The 22,325-nt window shown below is 30.6% G+C and carries 20 protein-coding genes and 1 other annotated feature; of the genes, 15 read left to right on the top strand and 5 right to left on the bottom strand.

The genetic code is table 11. The features are described 5' to 3' along the window. Nucleotides 1-55: 55 nt before the first annotated feature. The 3 genes from EG57_RS0214340 to EG57_RS0214350 all read left to right on the top strand — a co-directional run bounded on the left by EG57_RS0214340 (nt 56) and on the right by EG57_RS0214350 (nt 2,184). A complete protein-coding gene (locus EG57_RS0214340; RefSeq protein ID WP_032077881.1) occupies nt 56-472 on the top strand; it encodes a pyridoxamine 5'-phosphate oxidase family protein in 417 nt (138 codons plus the stop codon). Between the two features lie 106 nt (nt 473-578). Continuing rightward, nucleotides 579-1,412: an AraC family transcriptional regulator gene (locus tag EG57_RS0214345; protein ID WP_032077882.1), complete on the top strand. Its 834-nt coding sequence runs from the start codon at nt 579-581 to the stop codon at nt 1,410-1,412. Nucleotides 1,413-1,635: 223 nt separating this feature from the next. Next, nucleotides 1,636-2,184 carry a DUF6144 family protein gene (locus EG57_RS0214350; RefSeq protein WP_029161805.1) on the top strand — a complete coding sequence of 183 codons (549 nt, stop codon included), beginning with the start codon at nt 1,636-1,638 and terminating at the stop codon, nt 2,182-2,184. A gap of 164 nt (nt 2,185-2,348) precedes the next feature. Here the strand turns inward: EG57_RS0214350 and pepI are convergent, their stop codons facing one another. Then, complete coding sequence (gene pepI, locus EG57_RS0214355; RefSeq protein ID WP_029161806.1) at nt 2,349-3,230, bottom strand: proline iminopeptidase; 882 nt, start codon at nt 3,228-3,230, stop codon at nt 2,349-2,351. A 241-nt stretch (nt 3,231-3,471) separates the two neighbouring features. Here pepI and EG57_RS0214360 point away from each other — a divergent pair, with 241 nt between their 5' ends. Continuing rightward, a complete protein-coding gene (locus EG57_RS0214360; RefSeq protein ID WP_032077883.1) occupies nt 3,472-5,622 on the top strand; it encodes a glycosyltransferase family 39 protein in 2,151 nt (716 codons plus the stop codon). Nucleotides 5,623-5,751: 129 nt separating this feature from the next. Here EG57_RS0214360 and hydF read toward each other — a convergent pair whose 3' ends face one another. From hydF to EG57_RS0214375, 3 genes are all read right to left on the bottom strand, one after another. Continuing rightward, nucleotides 5,752-6,987, bottom strand: a complete 1,236-nt coding sequence (gene hydF, locus EG57_RS0214365) for a [FeFe] hydrogenase H-cluster maturation GTPase HydF (RefSeq protein ID WP_029161808.1) — start codon at nt 6,985-6,987, stop codon at nt 5,752-5,754. Then, on the bottom strand, nt 6,984-8,399 hold the full coding sequence (locus tag EG57_RS0214370; RefSeq protein WP_032077907.1) for an aspartate ammonia-lyase: 1,416 nt from the start codon (nt 8,397-8,399) through the stop codon (nt 6,984-6,986). Before EG57_RS0214370 ends, hydF begins: the two co-directional genes overlap by 4 nt. 169 nt (nt 8,400-8,568) lie before the next feature. Continuing rightward, nucleotides 8,569-9,987: an aminotransferase-like domain-containing protein gene (locus tag EG57_RS0214375; protein WP_032077884.1), complete on the bottom strand. Its 1,419-nt coding sequence runs from the start codon at nt 9,985-9,987 to the stop codon at nt 8,569-8,571. A 265-nt stretch (nt 9,988-10,252) separates the two neighbouring features. Here EG57_RS0214375 and EG57_RS0214380 point away from each other — a divergent pair, with 265 nt between their 5' ends. The 7 genes from EG57_RS0214380 to EG57_RS25475 all read left to right on the top strand — a co-directional run bounded on the left by EG57_RS0214380 (nt 10,253) and on the right by EG57_RS25475 (nt 19,178). Then, entirely contained in the window at nt 10,253-11,032 is a 780-nt protein-coding gene (locus tag EG57_RS0214380; protein ID WP_032077885.1) for a PhzF family phenazine biosynthesis protein, read from the top strand. 197 nt (nt 11,033-11,229) lie between these two features. Beyond that, nucleotides 11,230-11,438: a binding site (T-box leader), on the top strand. Nucleotides 11,439-11,515: 77 nt separating this feature from the next. Then, a complete protein-coding gene (gene serS, locus EG57_RS0214385; protein ID WP_032077886.1) occupies nt 11,516-12,793 on the top strand; it encodes a serine--tRNA ligase in 1,278 nt (425 codons plus the stop codon). Nucleotides 12,794-12,936: 143 nt separating this feature from the next. Beyond that, the gene (locus EG57_RS0214390) at nt 12,937-13,125 is read left to right on the top strand and encodes a hypothetical protein (RefSeq protein ID WP_032077887.1); all 189 of its coding nucleotides are present in this window, start codon (nt 12,937-12,939) and stop codon (nt 13,123-13,125) included. A gap of 201 nt (nt 13,126-13,326) precedes the next feature. Further along, on the top strand, nt 13,327-13,974 hold the full coding sequence (locus EG57_RS0214395; RefSeq protein WP_032077888.1) for a DUF3786 domain-containing protein: 648 nt from the start codon (nt 13,327-13,329) through the stop codon (nt 13,972-13,974). A 273-nt stretch (nt 13,975-14,247) separates the two neighbouring features. Next, entirely contained in the window at nt 14,248-17,325 is a 3,078-nt protein-coding gene (locus EG57_RS0214400; protein ID WP_032077889.1) for an efflux RND transporter permease subunit, read from the top strand. Further along, a complete protein-coding gene (locus tag EG57_RS0214405; RefSeq protein WP_032077890.1) occupies nt 17,315-18,571 on the top strand; it encodes an efflux RND transporter periplasmic adaptor subunit in 1,257 nt (418 codons plus the stop codon). Before EG57_RS0214400 ends, EG57_RS0214405 begins: the two co-directional genes overlap by 11 nt. Before the next feature lie 139 nt (nt 18,572-18,710). Continuing rightward, the gene (locus EG57_RS25475) at nt 18,711-19,178 is read left to right on the top strand and encodes a MarR family winged helix-turn-helix transcriptional regulator (RefSeq protein WP_052037925.1); all 468 of its coding nucleotides are present in this window, start codon (nt 18,711-18,713) and stop codon (nt 19,176-19,178) included. A gap of 125 nt (nt 19,179-19,303) precedes the next feature. Here EG57_RS25475 and EG57_RS0214415 read toward each other — a convergent pair whose 3' ends face one another. Next, nucleotides 19,304-19,753 (bottom strand): MarR family winged helix-turn-helix transcriptional regulator, encoded by a 450-nt coding sequence (locus tag EG57_RS0214415; protein WP_032077891.1) that lies wholly within the window; start codon nt 19,751-19,753, stop codon nt 19,304-19,306. A gap of 345 nt (nt 19,754-20,098) precedes the next feature. On the opposite strand from EG57_RS0214415, the gene EG57_RS25890 reads away from it, so the two are divergent. The 4 genes from EG57_RS25890 to EG57_RS0214430 all read left to right on the top strand — a co-directional run bounded on the left by EG57_RS25890 (nt 20,099) and on the right by EG57_RS0214430 (nt 22,320). Beyond that, entirely contained in the window at nt 20,099-20,221 is a 123-nt protein-coding gene (locus EG57_RS25890; RefSeq protein ID WP_200880566.1) for a DUF2000 family protein, read from the top strand. A 157-nt stretch (nt 20,222-20,378) separates the two neighbouring features. Continuing rightward, nucleotides 20,379-21,185, top strand: coding sequence for an MBL fold metallo-hydrolase (locus EG57_RS0214420; RefSeq protein WP_032077892.1), 807 nt, complete (start codon nt 20,379-20,381; stop codon nt 21,183-21,185). A gap of 266 nt (nt 21,186-21,451) precedes the next feature. Continuing rightward, nucleotides 21,452-21,889, top strand: a complete 438-nt coding sequence (locus tag EG57_RS0214425) for a LytTR family DNA-binding domain-containing protein (RefSeq protein WP_032077893.1) — start codon at nt 21,452-21,454, stop codon at nt 21,887-21,889. A 26-nt stretch (nt 21,890-21,915) separates the two neighbouring features. Beyond that, on the top strand, nt 21,916-22,320 hold the full coding sequence (locus tag EG57_RS0214430) for a hypothetical protein (protein WP_032077894.1): 405 nt from the start codon (nt 21,916-21,918) through the stop codon (nt 22,318-22,320). Nucleotides 22,321-22,325 lie beyond the last annotated feature (5 nt).

Here is a 22,325-nt window from a genome sequence, read left to right on the forward strand (position 1 = left end):
CTTGATGCGTTCCTGTTAAAATAAAAGAAAACATAAGCAGGAGGTATTTTTAATAATGAGAAATCCAGAACAAACAATTGGTAATCTGATTGATAAAAGTAATCTGACAATTATTAGTTATATAGATAATGAGGGATTCCCTATCAGTAAGGCAATGTTATCTCCACGCCAGCGTGAAGGAATTAAAACATTTTGGTTTTCCACAAACACATCATCAAATAAAGTGAAATATTTTCGAGAAAATTCTAAAGCAAGTATATACTTTGTTAATAAGCGTTTTTTTCGAGGGATAAGCCTTGTTGGAATGGTAGAAATTCTTGAAACACCAGAAGCAAAAGAAAAATTATGGCAGGATGGTGATACTATGTACTATAAACAAGGTGTGACTGACTCTGACTATTGCGTATTAAAATTTACAGCAAAAAAAGGACGCTATTATAGCAATTTTAAATCTGAAGATTTTGATATTTGAACGAATTATAATTTAATGCTTAGTTATTATCAAGTGATTCTTAGACTCAGGTGGAGTTTTCTTATTTTCAAAGAACCAATAGAAGGACGTGGTGGAGGGGCATATTATGATTACAAATGAATTAGTAAATCAAAGTATTGATTATATTATGCAGCATTTAGATGAGGAAATTTCTATTGAAGATGTTGCAGATTACTGCCATTTTTCAAAATATTACTTTAGCAGAGTTTTTAAGAAAGAAACAGGAGAAAGTATTTATGCTTTTATCAAACGCTCAAAAATGGAGCAAAGTGCTTTAAACCTCAAAATTGAAAAAGAAAAATCAATTACAGACATTGGATATGATTATGGATACAGTCCATCAAATTATAGTTCTGCATTTAAGAAACACCATAATATTTCTCCAGCGGAATTTCGAAAGAATAAAAACACTACATGTGTACCTCATCCTTTTTATCAAGATAAGCTTGCTAAGTTCCAATCATTTGAAGAATACGATCAAGAGATACTTATACAGGAATTGGATGATTTTGTGGTTATCTATGAAAGATATATTGGAAACTATATTGAGTTAGGGAAAAATTGGTATGATTTCACAGAAAAATATAAAGATTATTTTAAGGAAGATACTCTTTTAATTGAAAGGTTTTATGATGATCCTTGTATTACAGGCTTAGATCAATGTTTATATGATATATGTATGACAGTTGATAAAAATTGTTCACTAGACAATGTTACAACTATTCAAGGAGGTAAATTTGCACTTTGTCGCTTTGATGGATTGATACAAGATATTTTTACTGCTTTTCAGGGGGTATTTAATATTTGGCTGCCAGACAGTGGTTATGAAATGGATGAAAGATATGGATTAGATATTTATCGAGCTATTGACTGGGAAGATATGCATGTTGTAATGGATTTATATATACCTATTAAATAGAGCAAGAATTCAGAAGTGAAAAAACAGACGCCTTAGTATAATAAGAACTGTAACAAGGATATAGTTCGAGTTGAAAGGAGTCTGTTTTATGTTTTTAAAAGTAATATAAACAAATTTGCGTATATGATTATCATTATAATAAGAATCAAAATTTAAATAAATAGGATTTTATAAATTTACAATTCATAATTAAATAAAATAAGAAAAATGGAGTGATTTGAAAATGTTTGATATAAGGAAAATTCAAGAGCAGGTAATTTATGAAGCTGTTAAAAGTGCCAGTAATGATGAAATTGCAGGAGAAATAGTGTATGGAAAAGATAAGCTGGCTAAAACAGAGGGTAATCCTACATGGGTGAAGTCTACAATGAAGAGATTAGAAAACCATTTTGATAAGTCAAAGGTTAAGAATATTAGAGCGCACTGTCAGTGTGGGTATGGTATGGATGAAAAATTAGCACTGGTTAAAGAGTTAATAGAATTATCTTCAAATATGGAAGAATTCGCAAATTCAGATAAGGCAAAAGCAGCAGGGCTTTCTTATAAGAATGGAGAATTATATCTTGAATTTCATTTTTGTCCATGTCCAATGCTTGCAGATGTGGATAGATTGGATACTAATACTTGGTGTCAATGTACAACTGGGTATAGTAAAGTTCTTTTTGAAAAAGCCTTTGAATGTAAAGTAGAGGTGGAATTGTTAAAAAGTATAAAAATGGGTGACGATATATGCCTTATGAAAATAGTTCCACAAGGAGTTATATGGAAATAGAATATATCAGTAGCTTATTTTAAGGAATCTTGAGAATTGATAATAAATTGTTGGAATTTATTTAATAATAAATATATAAATCAAGGGCTGTCATTTTAAGAATTAACATTACAACATTTTGTATGTAAATTTCTTAGAGAGACAGCCTATTTTTTACTCATAATTTAGTCGTTTTTATTCAACCATTTATTAAGTATTTCTATGTATTTTTCATTTTCCTCTACAAATGGCATGTGACGGCTGAATTCAAACAATTCCCATTCTGAATTAGGAATTTTGTCATACATTGTTTTTGCAACAAGTGGTGAGCAAAGGTCAAGCAAACCACTGATTATTAAACAAGGTTCTTGAATATCTTCAATCTCTTTCATGAAATCAAAGTTTTTTAATGTGCCAGATGGACTGAATTCATTTTGTCCCCAGGCAGTTATGTAAGCTTCTGTTCCAGCAACTTTTGGACGTCTTAAACATTCTGGAGAATCTGATTCTACTGCCCCTGCACAATGACGAAGCATGAATTCTGCTTCTGCTGCTTGATATTCTTTTGAAGAATAATCTCCAGTTTTTTCTGCTCTAGCAATGGCATCCTGCATTTCTTGTGGAAGGTATGCAATTCTTCTACGTTGTTCTTTTTCCCATAGTGAAGCAGATGGTAAAGTACTGGATAGGATATAGCTTTTTATTCCTTCAGGTTTGTATTTGCAAGCATATTCAATTGCTTGCATTCCTCCCCAAGATTGTCCTAATAAATGAATTTCATCTAAACCAAGATGTTTACGTAACTTTATTAATTCTTCAATCCATGTTTTAGCACACCATAAGTCAGGACGAGAAGGTGTCGCAGATAATCCACATCCTAATTGATCATACATAATAACTGCACGTCCATCTTCAGCAATCTTATCAAGTACTTCAAAATAATTATGTGTAGAACCTGGACCACCGTGTAATAAAACTAACGGTTTCTTATTTCCTGTACACTCACCTACTATACGGTAGTAAGTCTTATATTCTAGATATGGCATATAGCCTTCAGTAATTTTCATAAGCACTCTCCTTTTCAATACAAATAATGAAGATATAGTACAAATATAATAATATACTTATATGTAAACCTTGTCAATTTATAAGCATGTTCATTAATTGTGATTGTTGACAAATTGTTATTTAATTGCAACTAAATTGTAACAATTAAACGGTAAGATATACACATAAGCTAAATATTCAAAAGCAATTGTAAATATTGTTGATAAATTGGAATAAATAGAAAGGATTAGGAAAGTGAAAATGAAAAAGATAAAACTTACAAAAGAGAATTTGGGATTGATAATAATTTTAATAATGTCTTCAGTATTAAATTTGGCAAATTTAAATATAGAGGGATATGGAAATGAATATTATGCTGCAGGTGTAAAGAGTATGACTATGAGCTTGAAAAACTTCTTCTTTGTATCCTTTGATCCAGCGGGATTTGTAACAATTGACAAACCACCACTTGGATTTTGGATACAAGCTATATCTGCTAAAATATTTGGATACAGTGGATGGAGTATAATACTTCCACAGGCTATTGCAGGAGTTATTTCCGTTTGGGTTATATATCGTGTTGTAAAAAGATCCTTTGGAACTGCTGCAGGGTTAATTTCGGCATTATGTCTTGCAGTTACACCAGTTTTTGTTGCAGTAAGTAGAAATAATACTTGTGATAACTTGCTTGTTTTAACTTTACTCTTAGCATGTTGGGCACTTTCTATAGCAGCTGAAAAAGGAAAACTAAAATATCTTCTGTTAAGTTTAGCGCTTGTAGGGGTTGGCTTCAATATAAAGATGTTACAGGCATACATGGTAGCACCAGCTTTATATATAACTTATCTTCTTTTTAATAAAGTTTCCATAAAAAAGAGAATAGTACATCTTATTGCAGGAACAGCTATTTTATTAGCAATATCATTTTCTTGGGCTGCAGCTGTAGATTTAACACCTGCTGCCAATAGACCTTATGTAGGAAGCAGTGGAAGTAATTCAGTTATACAACTTATAGTTCAGCATAATGGCTTAGAAAGGCTTGGACTTAGCAGTAGTACATCAGGTTCTGGGGCAAAGGGTAATCCAGGTGGTAATCCTCCAGGACAAAGCAACAAGACGAAAACGACATCTAAAACACAAACAGATGCTACTTCTAGCGCCACAAAAGAACAATCTAATTCAGGTAATGGTACACAAAATTTTTCTAGTAATACTTCTGGAAAAGGAACACCTGATAATAATGGTCCAGGGCAAGGTGCACCTCCTAATGGTGGTAGCAAAGGACAAGGCACACCTCCTAGTGGCGGTGGCCCAGGAAAAGGAAGAAATGGTGGCGGTCAAGGTGGAGGAACCTTTGGAGGCCAGGAAAAATCAAGTATTACAAGATTGTTCTCCAATAATAGTTTGTCAGATCAGATAATTTGGCTTTTCCCACTTGCAATATTTGGCTTTATAGCAGCTGTACTAAAGGAAAGAATACAAAAATCTTCTAATAATAAGAAGAAAATATCGTTGGCACTATGGTTTATATGGATGCTTCCTGAATTTATATACTTTAGTTTCACAACAGGGTTGTTTCACCCATACTATTTAACTATGCTTTCAGCACCAATTGCAGCTTTAACAGGAATTGGAGTTGTATCAATGTGGAAGTTCTATAAAGAGGGTGGATGGAAGTCATGGATTTTACCAGCAGCACTTATTGCAGATGGATTAGTTCAAATGCTTCTCATATCTTATTATTATAGTTCATCAAGTGTTGCAAAGATTATGATGATAATGATGTCAGTTTTATGCTTTGGATCTTCATTAATATTAATTGCTTTTAATTTGCTAAAAAATAAAAACATAAAGTTAAAGAAAATAGTATTAGCTGCTGCGCTTACAGGACTTTTGGTTGCACCTACAGTTTGGTCAAGTACTGCTGCCTTTTGTAATATGAATGGAAGCTTCCCATCTGCTAGCTTGTCATTAATGACTAGTAAACAAGCGAGTGGAGGAAGTGCAAGTTATTCAAACAGTAATAATTCAAAGCTTATAGAATTTTTACAAAAAAATAAAACAAATGAAAAATATATTCTTGTAACATCATCTACTAATGGATATGCTTCAGACATAATAATTAAAACTGGTGAAGCTGTAATGACCTCAGGCTTCTTTGGAAATGATAATGCAATTACATTGAGTCAGTTTAAGGAATTAGTGAGCAAAGGAGAAGTAAGATATGTTATGGTAGGTGGTCAAGGTGGAAACAATGAAATAATGAATTGGGTTAAGGCAAATGGTAAAGTTGTTTCAGAAAGTCAGTGGAAAGATTCAAATTCTAAATCTCAAGGTTTTGAAGGAGGAAATTCTGAACAGCTGTACGATTTAAAAGGAGTTAATACTACTTCAACCACTTCAACGAAATAAATATAGCTCAACTTTCGGAGTTAAAAAAGTAAATTAAAATATTGTATTTGTAAAAGTTAAGATAATAATTAAAAGAGATATTTTAAAAACAAGCAATTAGTTTCAAAATATCTCTTTCTTTATTATTGATTATTCTTCTTCCCAGGTAAGCTTTGCCATTGGAAATACTTCTAAAGCTCTATCGAATATACCTTGAACATAGCTTATTAGAACACCATAGTTTACAATAGGAACTTCAGCATTTTGAGCTTGCTCAATTCTATAAAGCATAGCTTTTCTATTGAGCATACATGCACCACAGTGAACTATGAGAGCATAATCCTTTATATTTTCTGTAAAGCTTACTCCAGATGCAAAATCAAATTCAAGTTTTTTACCAGTAATTTGTCTAAGCCATCTTGGTATTTTAACCTTTCCAATATCATCAGATTGCCTGTGATGAGTACATCCTTCAGCAATTAATATTTTGTCACCGTCTTTTAAATTTTTTATGGCTTTAGCACCTTTAACAAGTTCTGTAAGATTTCCTTTATTCCTTGCAAAAAGTATTGAGAAGGAAGTTAAAGGAATATCCTTTGGAGTATCAGCAGCCACCTTTAAAAATACTTGAGAATCAGTGATTACCATCTTAGGCTTTTTGCCTAAGTTAGCTAAAGTTTCCTTAAGTTCATATTCCTTTGTGACAACAGCTATAGCATCACTTTCAAGGATATCTCTTATAACCTGCTGTTGAGGAAGTATAAGTCTTCCCTTTGGAGCAGCTTTATCAATAGGAGTAACTAAAACAACAAAGTCACCAGGAGATATAAGGTCTCCAACAATTTTAAACTTATCTTCATCTTCAGGTACAATTTTAATGAGTTCATTTTTTATTAAGTCGATACCTTTATTGGAAACAGCAGACACAGGGATTAATTTTAAGTCCAGCTGATTTTGCATTTCAGAAAGAGTATCAGCATTTATTTTATTGGTATCTGTTTTGTTTAAAGCTCCTATAACAGGTATATTTCTTCTTTTAATTTTAGATAATATATCCTTATCAAAATCAGTAACACCAATCTCAGCATCAATGACTAAAATGGCAACATCTGTTTTGGTTAAAACTTCCATAGCTTTCTTTTTTCTGAGTTCACCTAATTCGCCTTCATCATCAAGACCAGCAGTATCTATTAGAACTACAGGACCAATTGGCAAAATTTCCATTGCTTTGTATACAGGGTCTGTGGTGGTTCCTTTTACATCAGAAACAAGTGCTATTTCTTGTCCTGTAAGAGCATTTATAATACTTGATTTTCCAGCATTCCTTTTTCCGAAAAGTGCTATGTGTAGCCTGTTTGCACGTGGGGTTTCATTTAAATTGCTCATTGTTTTTTACCTTCTTTCATTCCAGGGATTCCTGGCTTAGTTATTTCATAAGGATTTAGTATTTCATTTAGTTTTTCTGGAGTTAAGATTTTTTCTTCAAGGCAAAGTTCTTTAATAGTTTTACTTTCTTTTAGTGATCTTTTTGCGATTTCAGAAGCTTTATCATAGCCTATATGATGAACAAGAGCTGTACCTATAGAGGCAGAAGATTCAAGATTATGAATGCAATTACCTTCATTAACTTCTAATCCATTAATGCATTTCTCTGTGAATATATTTACTGCATTGGTTAATATTTCAAGGGATTCTAAAAGTGATTCAGCAATTAAAGGACCAAAGGCATTTAATTCTAATTGACCAGAAGCTGCAGCATAGGTAATAGCAGCATCATTAGATATTACCTTCATCGAAGTTTGAGCGGCCATTTCAGCTATTACTGGATTTACTTTTCCAGCCATAATAGAAGAACCAGCTTGAACTTCAGGTAATGAAAGCTCTCCAATTCCACCTCTTGGTCCAGAACCTAAAAGACGTATGTCATTGGATATTTTTATTAAATTAACAGATGCAGACTTTAAAAGACCAGAAACTTCTACAAAGACATCCATGTTTTGAGTAGTGTCCATAGGATAGTCACTGCGAGCTAATCCAAGTCCAGTTAAATCTTGAAGAATGTCTGTCATAAGAAATATGTATTTTAAAGTTGCATTCATACCAGTACCAATAGCTGTACCGCCTATATTTATTTCACGAAGTCTTTCTTCAACCTTGTACAATCTCCATCTATCCCTAGAAATTGCTCGTGCATATGCGCCAAAACCCTGACCTGCCATCATTGGAAGTGCATCCATAAGTTGAGTTCTTCCAAGTTTCAATACATCTGCAAACTCATTTTCCTTTATTTGAAGTGCCTCTTGAAGATTGGCAAAAGCTAAACTTAAAGGCCTTAAGAGCTTTATAGCAGCAATTCGTATAGCAGTAGGATATACATCATTAGTTGATTGTGACATATTAACATGATGAAGAGGATGAACAAGAGAATAGTCGCCTTTTTCGCCGCCAAGTAATTCTATAGCAACATTTGCAATTACTTCATTTACATTCATATTAGTAGATGTTCCAGCACCGCCTTGCAGAGCATCTACTACAAATTCAGAGTTGAATTCATCTTTTAGTATTTTATCACAAGCTTTTATAATTGCATCTGCTATTTCGGGTGATAATTCTTTTAGTTTCTTGTGAGTAATAGCAGCAGATTTTTTTATTGTAACAATTGCTTTAATCAAATGTAAGTTGACTTTTTTGGAAGATACATTGAAATTATCTAAAGCTCTTGCAGTATTTATACCATAATAAGCATTGCTGTTTATTTTTTTTTCTCCAAGTAAATCTTTTTCTATTCTAAAGTTCATATTTATAGCCATTATTTTTCACTCCTTTATATAAGTGTGTAATAACAGAATCTTATATTATTATAAATTCTATCATTAAAACAAGCAACTCTTTAGAATTGCATTTTATTTGAAATATTTTATCAATTATTTTTTAGAGGACAATTGTCCTCTAAAAAAGTTGTGCTGTTTATATTATTAGTGGATTTACACCTGTTTTATCATCTGATTCAGCTAGCATATTTTTTAATATATATAGTCCTTTTTCTAATTCATCGTTATCAATAGGTGAAGAAAGAGACACACGTAGAAATTGATTTTCGTGGTTATTTCCCACTAAAAATCGATCTGAATGATAAATGTGAATTCCATTTGATAAAGCATTTTTTTCAAATTGATTTGCATTAAATTTTTGTTCTAGTGGAAGCCAGCGAAAAAAGCTCATAGAGTTTTCATTTGAATTTTCCACTTTAAAGTGCTTTTCATAGATTTCATTACGCTCTTTTGAAATTGATAATTTATCTTTAACTACTTTATCTGCAATTCCAGTATTGATCATTTCAGAAATAACTTCTGCATTTAATGAAGGAGTTTTTAGATTTATGTTATATATTCCTCGAGTTATACTTGAGGAATATTTTTCAGGATATACTATAAAAGCTACTCTTATTCCAGAGCATAAAGACTTTGAAACACTGTTTATATAAACGGATTGTTCAGGTATAAGAGTAGTAATGGGAGCATAATTTTGTGGAGCAAGAAAATAATAAATATCATCTTCTATTAAAATAAGATCATTCTTTTTTATAACCTTTGCAATTTCCTGTCTTCGTTCCATATTCATTAAAATTCCTGTAGGATTATTACAAGAAGGCATAAGGTATATACCTTGGATATTATTTAGTCTGCACTGAGAATCTAATTCTTCAGACTTCATTCCCCAAATGTCTCCTCTTATTGGAATTAATTGAATGTTCAACATGTTTGCAAGCTCTATAAAATTAGGGTAAGTGTAAGTGTCCACTGCAATTTTATCACCTGAGTGGAAAAGTGAAATTAACGTCACTGCAAGGGAGTTTTGAGCACCTGATGTAACTGCAATATTTTCAACATCAGTATTTATATTATATTTATTTAGCCATTTTTGACCAGAAAGTTTATGATACGGACTTCCTAATGGATGGTTATAATTTAATAAATTTTCTACGTATCCCTTTGATAAGATACTTTTCATTATGTCTGCTGCAACATAATTAGTCTGGTCAATAGGATTTATAATTCCTAGTTCTATGTAATTTTTTTCTGCTTTGCCATCTATTATTGATATTGTTGCACCTGCATTTGGTGAAACAAAAGTTCCTTTCCCAGTTGTAGCATAAATCAATCCTTTTAATTCACACATTTTAAATGCTCTCGTAATAGTACTAAGATTAATATCTAAGTAATCTGCAAGTTCTCTTTGAGGGGGCAATTTTGTGTCTGGAGCAAGATGTCCATTTACTATATTATATTCTAATAAATTTGCAATTGAAAGGTATAGTGGTGTTGTAAGTTGGGACTTATTGGGTTTCCATGACATTGGATAATTTTCAAAAGAATTTACAGGCATATAGACCTCCTAAAGTTTCTTATTTATGTATAAAAATTATTAATCCTTATGTTTAACATAATTGTAGTACATACAATTATAACATTGAAAGCATACAATCACAATGCTATAATTTGCTTAATACATACATTGTATGTGTGCTGTGCCAACAAGTATTATGAATTAGTTAAGAATAATAGGTAGTGCTGCCATTGATGTTTTATATGGTAAATTAGCATATTAAGCTTACATTTAATAAAAAATAAATATAATGGAGGAGTTAAAAATGAGAATACCAGTTTATCAAGTTGATGCATTTACAAATAAGCAATTTGGAGGCAATCCAGCGGCAGTATGTCCACTAGAGCAGTGGATTGATGATGAATTGATGCAAAAAATTGCAGCAGAAAATAATTTAGCTGAAACTGCTTTCTTTGTTAAAAAGGACAGTGAATATGAATTGAGATGGTTTGCTCCAAAAGGGGAAATAGATTTATGTGGACATGCAACATTAGCTACATCTTATGTTATATTTAATTATATTGATAAGAATGCTTCATTAGTAAAATTTAATACTAAAAGTGGTGTTTTAGAAGTTTCAAAAGATGGAAACTTACTTACAATGATTTTTCCATCAAGAGAAGCAGAAAAGTGTGAGGTACCAGAAGCACTTATCAAAGGCTTAGGTAAAGTACCAGTGGAAGTATATAAAGCTAGAGATTATATGGCAGTATTTGAAAAGGAAGAGGATATTTTAAATCTTCAATTAAACATGGAAGAACTTAAAAAATTAGATTCTGTAGGTGTTATAGTAACTGCAAAGGGAAATGAAGTAGATTTTGTTTCAAGATTTTTTGCTCCTAAATTAGGAGTAAATGAAGATCCAGTAACTGGTTCTTCACATTGTACATTAATTCCTTATTGGTCCAAGATTTTAAATAAAAAAGAACTTAATGATTTGCAGTTGTCTGAAAGAAAAGGAAAACTGTATTGTGCTGACTTAGGTGATAAGGTGAAAATATCAGGTGAAGTAGCATTATATTTGGAAGGAAATATTTTAGTATAGTGTAATTATTTTTCTGTTATCTTTCTACAGAATTTTTTAAAATAATCTTACACATATGTATAATTTTCAAAGGTTAGGTAAAAAATAATAAAGATATTTTATCAAAATTTTAGATAATAACCAATAAATAAAAGAATTTCATAAAAAGGTCTTGCAAACCATTATGAATGTGTATATAATGATACATGAAATACATATTAAAAGCAGTGATAATAAAAGCTACGATTTATAAATTTCTTAAGAGAGCCGGTGTTTGGTGAGAATCGGTGAAAGGTTAAATCTTTCCACTTTTGGAGCTGTCGGTGATGAATCGAAAGGTTAGTATCCTCTACAGTACTATATCAAGAGGCTAGTGTTCTATATGCTAGCAATTTGGGTGGCAACGCGGATTACTTTCGTCCCATTTTATGTGTGGGATGAGAGTTTTTTTATATTAAAAAAAAGACACAATAATATATTACATTTAACTTAGGAGGTAAAATTATGTTAGATTTAAAATTTGTAAGAGAAAATCCTGAAATTGTTAAGAAAAATATAAAGAATAAGTTCCAGGATAATAAGTTAGGCTTAGTAGATGAGGTAATTGAGTTAGATGCTGAACTTAGAAATATAAAGAAGGAAGCAGATTCTTTAAGAGCTGATAGAAATAAGATTTCAAAACAAATTGGTGGATTAATGGCTCAAGGTAAAAAAGATGAAGCAGAAGAAATGAAGAAAAAGGTTACTGAGCATTCTGAGCACTTAGCTCAATTGGAAGCAAAAGAAACTGAATTAGAAAATAAAATAAAAACTGATATGATGACTATTCCAAATATAATTGATCCAAGTGTACCAATAGGTAAAGATGATAGTGAAAATGTAGAAGTTGAACGTTTTGGTGAACCTGATGTACCAGCGTTTGAAGTTCCATATCATACTGATATTATGGAAAAATTAAATGGTATAGATTTAGATAGTGCAAGAAAAGTTGCTGGTAATGGATTCTATTATTTAATGGGTGATATTGCTAGACTTCATTCAGCAGTAATTTCTTATGCTAGAGATTTTATGATAGATAGAGGTTTTACATACTGCATTCCACCTTTCATGATTAGAAGTGAAGTTGTAACTGGAGTTATGAGCTTTGCTGAAATGGATGCTATGATGTACAAAATCGAAGGTGAAGATCTATATTTAATCGGAACTAGTGAACATTCTATGATTGGTAAGTTTATTGATACTATATTACCAGAAGATACTCTTCCAAGAACTTTAACTAGTTATTCTCCTTGTTTTAGAAAAGAAAAAGGAGCTCATGGTATTGAGGAAAGAGGAGTTTATAGAATTCACCAATTTGAAAAACAAGAAATGATCGTTGTGTGTGAACCAAAAGATAGTCCGATGTGGTATGATAAATTATGGAAAAATACAGTGGATTTATTCCGTTCTTTAGATATACCGGTAAGAACTTTAGAGTGCTGTTCTGGTGATTTAGCAGACTTAAAAGTTAAATCAGTAGACGTAGAAGCTTGGTCTCCTAGACAGAAAAAATACTTCGAAGTAGGAAGCTGTTCCAACTTAGGAGATGCACAAGCACGTCGTTTGAAAATCCGTGTAGATGGTAAAGATGGAAAATATTTTGCACATACATTAAACAATACAGTAGTGGCACCTCCAAGAATGTTAATTGCATTCTTAGAGAATAACTTAAATGAAGACGGTTCTATAAACATCCCAACTGTATTACAACCATACATGGGTGGTAAAAAAGTAATTAAATAGTAATAAATTAGGCAGCGTATTGAATTTTTTAGTTCATGCGCTGCCATTATTAATATATATGTAAATAATAAAATAACATAATATTAAAAATATTAAAAATATGTTATAATAAATATGTAAAACATAATAAAGGGGGTCGTTGTGTGGAAAACTATAGAGGGTACGAAATAACAGTTATAGAGAATAATGAAAAGGATTACCCATTTAAAGCAATTGCTAGAAGGGAAGACAAAGAAATTAAACATAAGGGCCAAACAAAAACTCAAGCAGTGGATTTTGTTAAAAACAGTATCAATATTATTATGGAAAGACAAAGACAAAGTATAGTCTAAGGTGAGAAAGTAAATTTGTTAAAACTATTTAATTCTCATTAGTAAAAAACAATGCTTTATTAAAATTGAATAATTGAAAATGAGCTTAGAATACAAAATTTACATTCTAAGCTTATTTATTTAATCAAATTTATAAACAATAATATACCTTTATTCAAACTAAATATAATTAAATAGTAAATATGATAAGGAGATTTTGTTATGGTGGAAAAGAGAGAAAATAATTATACGCTTTGTTATGAAAAGATGTGTAGAGAATTTTATAAATATGAGCCAGCAGATATAGCTCAAAAAAGTAGAGCTTATTATAATTCTGAAAAGAAGCAATTTACATTAACCTATTTTAATAAAGAGTACTTAATTTCTTATCCAGATGGAAATATTGTGATAAAAGATGATAATGAAAAGAATGTATCAAATAATGAAAACAGAATGTTAATTCATAAAATGTTAATTTTGAGCTATCTATATCGAGCTACTAATAGTGGATTTACAAACAAGTGGGTACCATTTAGAGAATTAGAGGGAGTAGGTTATGCATATCATGGATTTGCTAAGAGCGGCATAGATAAATTAATTGAAGTATTTGGGAACAAAGGAGAGCTTTTTTTAAAAGCAGGTTTTAAATTAGGAGGAGAAAAGGTTAAGGTTGGAGATGAAGGAATAAAAATTGATGTATTGCCTAATGTTCCCATGATTTTTGGATTGTGGCTAGCAGATGATGAATTCCCAGCTGATGCTACTATTCTTTATGATTGTTCTGCAGTTAAAGAATTGCATGTAGAAGATTTAGCAGGATTATGCTCTATAGCTGTTGATGAAATAGTTAAAAGTGCTGAGTTAGTTTAAATGTAATTTATAGTAAAAAAAGAATAAAGTTTAAATATTAAATAAGAGTAAAAACTAGCAATTTATGCTAGTTTTTTTATTTGTAATAAATACACTTTTGGAAAACAAATAGATACTAAAAATTCATTTTTATATAATAAAAAAACTATTGATTTCCATGTAAAATAATACTATAATTTAACCTATATTAATATTTAATATGCATTAAATATTAATATAGGTTAAAATGTAATATGCGTTAAATATTAACAACTTTATGCTAGGAGGATAAAAATGAAGATAACCGAAATATCTGTAAGAAGGCCAGCAGCAATGTGGATGGTAGTAATTTTATTAGTTGCACTTGGTGCTTTTGGCTATTTAAAAATGGGAGCAAATTTACTACCTTCTATGAATAACCCTGTTATAACAGTTAGTACAATTTACAGCGGTGCTGGTGCTGATGACATTAAAAAAGATGTTATAAAACCAATAGAAGATTCAGTATCAGGAATAAGTGGTGTTGATACAATTAATTCCACAGCAAAGGAAGGTTATGGTACTGTTACAATAACTTTTAAATCCAGTGCTAATTTAAACACTGCATACTCAGATGTCCAAAAAGCAGTTGAAAATGCTTCCTCAAAGCTTCCTGAAGATGCTAATAAACCTACTATACTTAAGATGGATACTAATGCTATACCAGTTTTAGCAATTTCTCTAAATGGAAATGTAAGCTATGATGAGCTATATAATGAATCTGATATATTAAAACAGAAATTAGAAAAAGTGCCTGGTGTAGGAAACGTAAGTTTAATGGGTGCTGATAAAAAGCAGTTAATGATAAAGCTTGATAAAACTGCTATGGAATATTACGGAATTAGTACTAATACTGTAATGGGCAAATTAAAGTCAGTTAACCTAAATGTACCTGCTGGTGAGATTAAGCAGGACAAGCAAGATCAAGCTGTTAGAGTAATTGGTCAATTTCACAATATAGATGATGCTAAAAATATGCTAGTGCCTACAGCAAATGGAGGAAGTATACGTCTTGGTGAAATTGCTCAAATAAAGCTGGAAGCGCCAGATGCAACTACACAAATAAGATTTAATGGTAATAAAACTATGGCAGTTGTAGTTGGAAAGCAAAGTGATGCCAATGTAGTAGAAGTAGCAAATAGTGTAAAAAAGCAGTTAGAATCAATTAAAAAGAGTATTCCAGGGGATATTAAAATTGATATTGCCTTTGATACCACTACTTTCATTACTTCTTCATTAAAGCAAGTACAGCACAATCTTATAGAAGGAATTATAACTACTGCAGTTGTACTTTACTTATTCTTCCGTAGTTTCCGTTCTTCTTTAGTTGTTTTGGTTGCTATACCTACATCGCTTATAGCTACTTTCTTTATGATGTATAAGTTTAATTTTACTCTTAATATGCTGTCTCTTATGGGATTATCCCTGGTTGTAGGTACACTGGTGGATGATTCTATAGTTGTAATAGAAAGCATACAAAGGCATTTAGGGTTAGGTAAAGACCCTATAAGAGCAGCTATTGATGGACGTGATGAAGTTGGAATGGCTGCGGTAGCCATAAGTCTTTGTGACATAGTTGTATTTGCACCTATTTCTCTTATGTCTGGTATGATAGGACAGTTATTTAGGGAATTTGGACTTACCATAGTTGTAGCTACAATATTTTCTCTTTTAGTATCCTTTACAGTTACACCAATGCTTTCATCTCGCATACTTAAAAAAGAAAATAAAGAAAAAGAAATCAAAAAGGATGGATTTTTTAGCAAAGTTTTAGAAAAATATAAAAGTATTCTCATGTGGTCCTTAGAACATAGAAAAAAAGTGTTATCTGCTGTTGTCATTTGTATTATACTCAGTGTTGCCCTTATACCAATGGGAATATTAAAATCTGAGTTTATACCTACAGCCGATCAAGGTAGTTTTACAATTGATCTCTCTCTTACACCAGGTTCTACTTTAAAGCAGACAGATGAAAAAATTACTCAGGTTGAAAAATATTTGAAGAATATGAAAGAGGTAAAAAGCTACTTTACAATGGTTGGATCAAATGGACAAGGAAGTTCAGATAAGGCTACAGGCGAGATTATGGTTAATTTAGTTTCTAAAAATGAACGTAAAAAAAGCCAAACCAAGCTAGCAGCACAAGTTCGTGATTTTGGTAAAACCATGACTGGAGTAGATTTTACTGTAACAGAATCACAATCTGGTGGTGGAAGCAGTAAGCCTGTTTCTATAAATATAAAAGGAGATGATCAGAGTACTTTAGAGGATTTATCAAAGCAGGTTGAAAAAATAGTAAAAACAGTGCCTGGAGTTATTGATGTAAGTAATTCTTCTAATATAAAAAGCAGTGAACTAAGAGTAAATATAGATAGTTTAGCTGCTGCACAGTATGGAATTTCATCAGCTGACATAGGAAGTTCTGTAAGAACTGCTTTAGCGGGTAGTAAAGCAGGAGTATATAGAGCAAATAATACAGAAAATGATATAACAATTAAATTTATGAATGGTCAGATAAAAAATGCTGAAGATATTAAATCTATAAAAATTACAAATGCAGCTGGACAACAAATACCAATAAGTGAAGTTGCTTCAATTGTAAAAGTAGATAGTGAACCATCAATATCTAGAGAGGATAAACAGGATGTTGTTACTATAGGTGCAAATCTTCAAGGTAGAGTTCTTGGAGAAGTAACAAATGATATAAAAGCTAAATTAAAATCTCTATCTATACCTGAAGGCTATAGTATAAGTTATGGAGGAACTCAAAAGAATATGGCGGATTCCTTTAGCTCTCTTGGATTAGCCTTGGGTGCTTCATTATGTCTTGTTTATATGATACTAGTGGTACTTTACGAGTCTTTCTTAACACCAGCTATAAGAATGGTATCCCTTCCTTGTGCTATAATAGGTGCCTTTGGTTTGTTGGCGTTAACAGGGCAGACATTAAATCTTATGTCAATGATTGGGCTTATAATGCTTGAAGGTTTATCATCTAAGAATGGTACTTTATTAATAGATTATACAAATACATTAATGAAAAAAGGAATGAACTTAAAAGATGCGCTTATTGAATCTGGTGTTACCAGATTGAGGCCTATAATAATGACAAGTGCTACAATGATAGTTTCAATGCTTCCTGTAGCTTTATCCATGGGTGAAGGTAGTGAAATGAAGCAAAGTATGGCTATAGTAATTATAGGTGGTATGGTAGCATCAACTATACTTTCTCCAATAGTAATACCAGTAGTTTATACATTAATGGATGATTTAACTAAAGCTGTATTTAAGAAAAAGAAAAGTCATAAGGAGGCTGTGAAGTATGAAGTTTAATATTAATGGTTTAAATAAAAAGAAATTAATAGTTAGTGTTGCATTAATACTTGTTGTGGTTGTATGCGTTTCTATTTTTGGAAAGAACAAAAAATCAGAAGGAAAGCAAGAAGTTAAAAATGTAAAAGTGGAAAAGGTAGCTGCTGGTTCAATATCTACTGAATTAGAATATGCAAGTAAATTAAATCCTGTTCAAGAGGTGACTGTTCTACCTAAAGCTGGGGGAAAGGTGGCTAGTGTAAATGTGGATATAGGAGACAAAGTTACAGCAGGACAAGTATTGTTTACACTAGATGCAGCACAACTTCAAGCGCAACTTCAATCTCAACAAGCAGCCTTAGCAGCATCAAATGCTAATTTGGCAAGAACAAGTGATTCTGGACTTCAACAGCAAATAACAAGTGCTGAACAATCAGTTGAAAAATCACAAATATCTTATAATGATGCTGCAAGTAACTATGACAAAATGCAAAAATTATATGATTCAGGAGCCATAGCTAAACAGGATTTAGATAATGCAAAAGTTAAATATGATAATTATTCTGTAGATTTAAAGGCAGCTCAAGATAATTTAAATCTTATAGTTCAAAAATCGGGACCTCAATCCACACAAGCAGCAGCAGCTCAAGTAGCACAATCTCAAGCAGGCGTAAATGCTGCACAGATTCAATTAAATGATGCTTCAATTACTTCACCTATTAATGGAGTAGTATCTGCTAAAGATGTTAAAGTAGGTCAAATTGCTGGTGGTCAATCTGGATCAGTTACCATAATAGACAGCAGCAGCTTTACTGCAGAAATAAGCATACCAGATAAGGTAGTTAGAAAAATTCAAGTTGGACAATCTGTACAGGTAAGTGTAAGTGCATTGGATAATAAAAAAATAACAGGAGTAATAGATAAAATTAGTCCTAATTCTAGTTCTAAAGATAATTCTTATACTGTAAAAGTAAAAATTAGTAATCCAACAGGAGAACTTAAAGCAGGTATGTTTGCAAAAGTATCATTACCATCTGAAAAGAAAGATAACATATTGACAGTTCCTAATGAAGCACTTAAAATTGAAAACAATGTAAACTACCTTTATATAGCTGAAAATGGAAAAGTTAAAAAATTATCTGTGGATGTTGGTATTTCTGATGAAAAAGTTACAGAAGTAATTGGGAATATAAAAACAGGAGCAAATGTAATTGTAGAAGGACAAAATTTATTAAGTAATGGAGATAAGATTAATATAGCTAAGTAAGTACTTTAACTTTAATAATATAGATTCCAAGTCCTCTGTCAAATGTTCTTTGAAAAAGTTGAGTCCTTAACAAAATGCGTTGATCTTGTAATTATAGAATCAACGCATTTTTAAATTTAAATTATAAGGGGGAAAACATATGTGTAATAATCCTGTGGATGCATTAGCTGAAAATTTGATTACCTTTCTTCCAATGATGCTAAAAAAAGTTATAAAACTTGATACAGTATATATTAAAAATCTTCCACATACAGTACCTGTTAAAATTCTTCCATTGAATCAATTAATGGTATTAGGGATTATTAATGAGGAAGGAGGTTTACCAATTTCAATATTATGTAAAAAATTAACTATTTCAAGTCCGCAAATGACAATTGTTATAGATAAATTAGTTGGTTTAAATTTGGTTTATAGAGTTCATAATAAAAAAGATAGGAGAACAATCAATATTAATATTACTGAAAAGGGTAAGGAATATTGTTTAGAAATAATTGAAATAGCTAAGGAAAATTTAAAAAATAAGCTTATAAATTTATCATCAGAAGATTTGTTAGTATTATTAAATTCAATAGAAGTTACTAAAAATATATTGAAAAAACTGGAATGATCAAGTTATTCTTAGACTCAGGTGGAGTTTGTATGTGAGTAATATCTCTTATCTAAGCAAGCTAGTAAAATACCATTTAGGCATATTTCCCAATCTGAGTTTAAGAATCACTTGATGTATAGAAATTAATATTCAATTTTGTTTATATCTATATTAAGTTTGCCTAATTTTTCGTAAATAGAAGCTAGAGTTTCCAATTCTTCAGGTTCTAAATAAGAAAGATAGCCTTTTAGTACTCTGCGGCATTTTTCTTCAAACCTACTTATTAAACTTCTGCCCTCATCTGTTATAGAAACTAATACAGCTCTTCTATCTTTTTCGCCATGCCTGCGGCAAACTAATCCATTATTAGTTAATCTATCAATCATTGTTGTTATAGCACTTGGCTTAACTCCCATTCTTTCAGCTAAATCTGTAACTTTGAATGATTCTTTTTTTGATAACAAATCTAACATATTAAACTGTGTTTCAGTTATTCCAAATTCAGTTAAATCTCTAAGGTTGTCAGCAATTTTTATACTGGTATTCCACAATGCAACTTGTGCACGAGAAACATAGTCTTCTTTACTTTTCATAAGTGTTTTCCCCCTTGAACATCTATCTTGAATAATATAATGAAACAAATAAAAAGTCAAGAAAGTAAAAAAAAGCATAATATGAATTATAATGTACAGAATGATGTGAAACACATAATTCAAGTAATATAAGGGAACATCTGATTTTATTTTTATTTAAGGAAAATTTAAAATGAAATTAAAGGTTATCTTTGTAGACGTATTAAATGTTATATTGTAGTATGAAAATATAACGATGCAATAATATACTATATGATATTGAATTTTAAGATGTATAATTTATGAGAATACTTTTAAAAAAATTGCTTTATGAATAGTATATCTTTTTAAATATGCTGTAGTTATGTGGACAATCGTGCAAAGGTTGCTGAATACAAAACTGATGATTTGAATCTTGTTGGTATTGGAATGATTGGTAAGAAAAATCATATAAGTAGACTAACAAAAAGACTTAGCTTGCATGAATAGATATACTTTTCTTTAAAGCTTCCTTCTTTTGTATTTAAAAATAAGTGAACAGATGGAAAAACTTTTGGCTAAAAATACAAATATGGTTAAAATTTACTTTTAACTTGGCAATACTAGATTATAATGTATATATGTGCAATTGGAGGGAGGTAAAAAGATGAAATTAAAAGTTTTGGTAGATAACAATACCTATATTGATCAGTATTATTGTGGTGAACCTGCTGTTTCATATTATATTGAAGATGAAGATATAAGCTTTTTATTAGATGTAGGATATTCTGATTTATTTATGAAAAATGCTAAAGCATTTGGAATAAACTTGGACAAGATAAGCAGTATAGTTATTTCTCATGGACATGATGATCATACAAGAGGATTAAAATACTATTTTAATGAGAATAAAAAAGATATCATTTCTATTATTGCTCATCCAGATGCATTTAAAGAAAAAGTAGTAGGGGATTTAAAAATTTGTTCTCCAATTTTAGAGAAAGAATTGAAAGAAAAATGTAATTTAATTCTTTCGAAGGAACCCATTAAAGTTAGTAAGAATATAACTTTTTTAGGGGAAATACCTGAAACAAATACTTTTGAAAATAGAAAATCTATAGGTAAACAAGCTGTTTGTGATAATTTTATTGATGATTATGTAATGGATGATTCTGCATTGGTATATAAAAGTAAAGATGGCATTTACATTATTACTGGTTGTTCTCACAGTGGAATATGCAACATAATAGAATACGCAAAACAAGTATGTAAGGATAATAGAGTATTAGGTGTTATAGGCGGATTTCATTTGTTTGAAGTTGATGAACGAGTTAGTAAAACAATTCAGTATTTTAAACAGAACAATATAAAAGAGTTATACCCTTGCCACTGTACTTCATTTATTGTTAAAGCAGAAATACATAAGGTTCTGCCTGTAAAAGAAGTTGGAGTAGGATTGGAGATAAATTGGTGAAATACCATAGTAATTAATGAAATTTGTTTAATCTCAGCCAAGTTATGATTCCACTGATATTATTTAATATTGTAGATGAGAAGGGTGTAATAGGGGCATCCTTCTTTTTACATTTGCAAATAAATTATATGTATGAATAATTTTATAGAATCTTAAATTATGGAAAATAAAAAATGCAACTTACTAAGTGTAAAATGCAACTTAGGTGGAAAATAATTGTTATAAGTAAATTCTTATGATATCCTTTGATTTAAAGGAGGAAATCTATGAAAATAAAAATAATTGAGAACCCTTCAATACAAGAAATTGAAATTCATATTTTGTGTAAAGAAAATAATGAATATATAAAGGAGTTAACTGAATGTCTTACTGAAAAACAAATTACTATAACTGGAAGAATAGAAAATGAATATGTAAAAATTTCCTCAAGAGATATTTATTATTTTGAATGTGTAGACAATAGAACTTATATTTATTGTGAAAAAGATGTGTATCAAAGCAATATGAAACTATATGAATTAGAAAAAAAGCTTAGTGGAACAAAATTTGCTCGTATAAATAAATCTTGTATTATGAATATAAAAAAATTAGAAAAAGTGAAGAGTCAAATTAATGGGAGATTATTAGCTACTTTATATAATGGAGAAAAACTTATTATAAATAGAAGTTATGTGGCTGATGTAAAAATAAAATTAAAAATATAAGTATATTTAAAGTGGAGGAAAAAACTATGAAGAAAATCAATCAGTATTTTTATGCAGGATGTATTGCATATACAGTGGCATCTACCATATTAATAGTTATGTGCCTTATAAAGAATAAAGGGGACTTTCAAGTAAAATCCTACGCTAGTATGCTTATAATAATTATATTTATACAAATAATTCTTTACTTTATGGAAAATTTGCAGGTTAAATCACAGTTTGTACATATGAGCCTTGAATTATTTATGATTATAATTATAACTTTTACCTTGGGAATGCCTACAAAATTAATTAGAATTGAGTCCATATATGATGTCATTGAAATTATTACTATGCTTATATTGACTTATGGAATAACTATATTAAGTTTATATTTGAATAGCAGAAATGATGCAAATTACATAAATAGAATGCTTAAAGAACGTCGTTAAATAAT

Source organism: Clostridium drakei, from assembly GCF_000633595.2.
In the GTDB taxonomy this organism is placed as follows: Bacteria; Bacillota; Clostridia; order Clostridiales; family Clostridiaceae; genus Clostridium_AM; species Clostridium_AM drakei.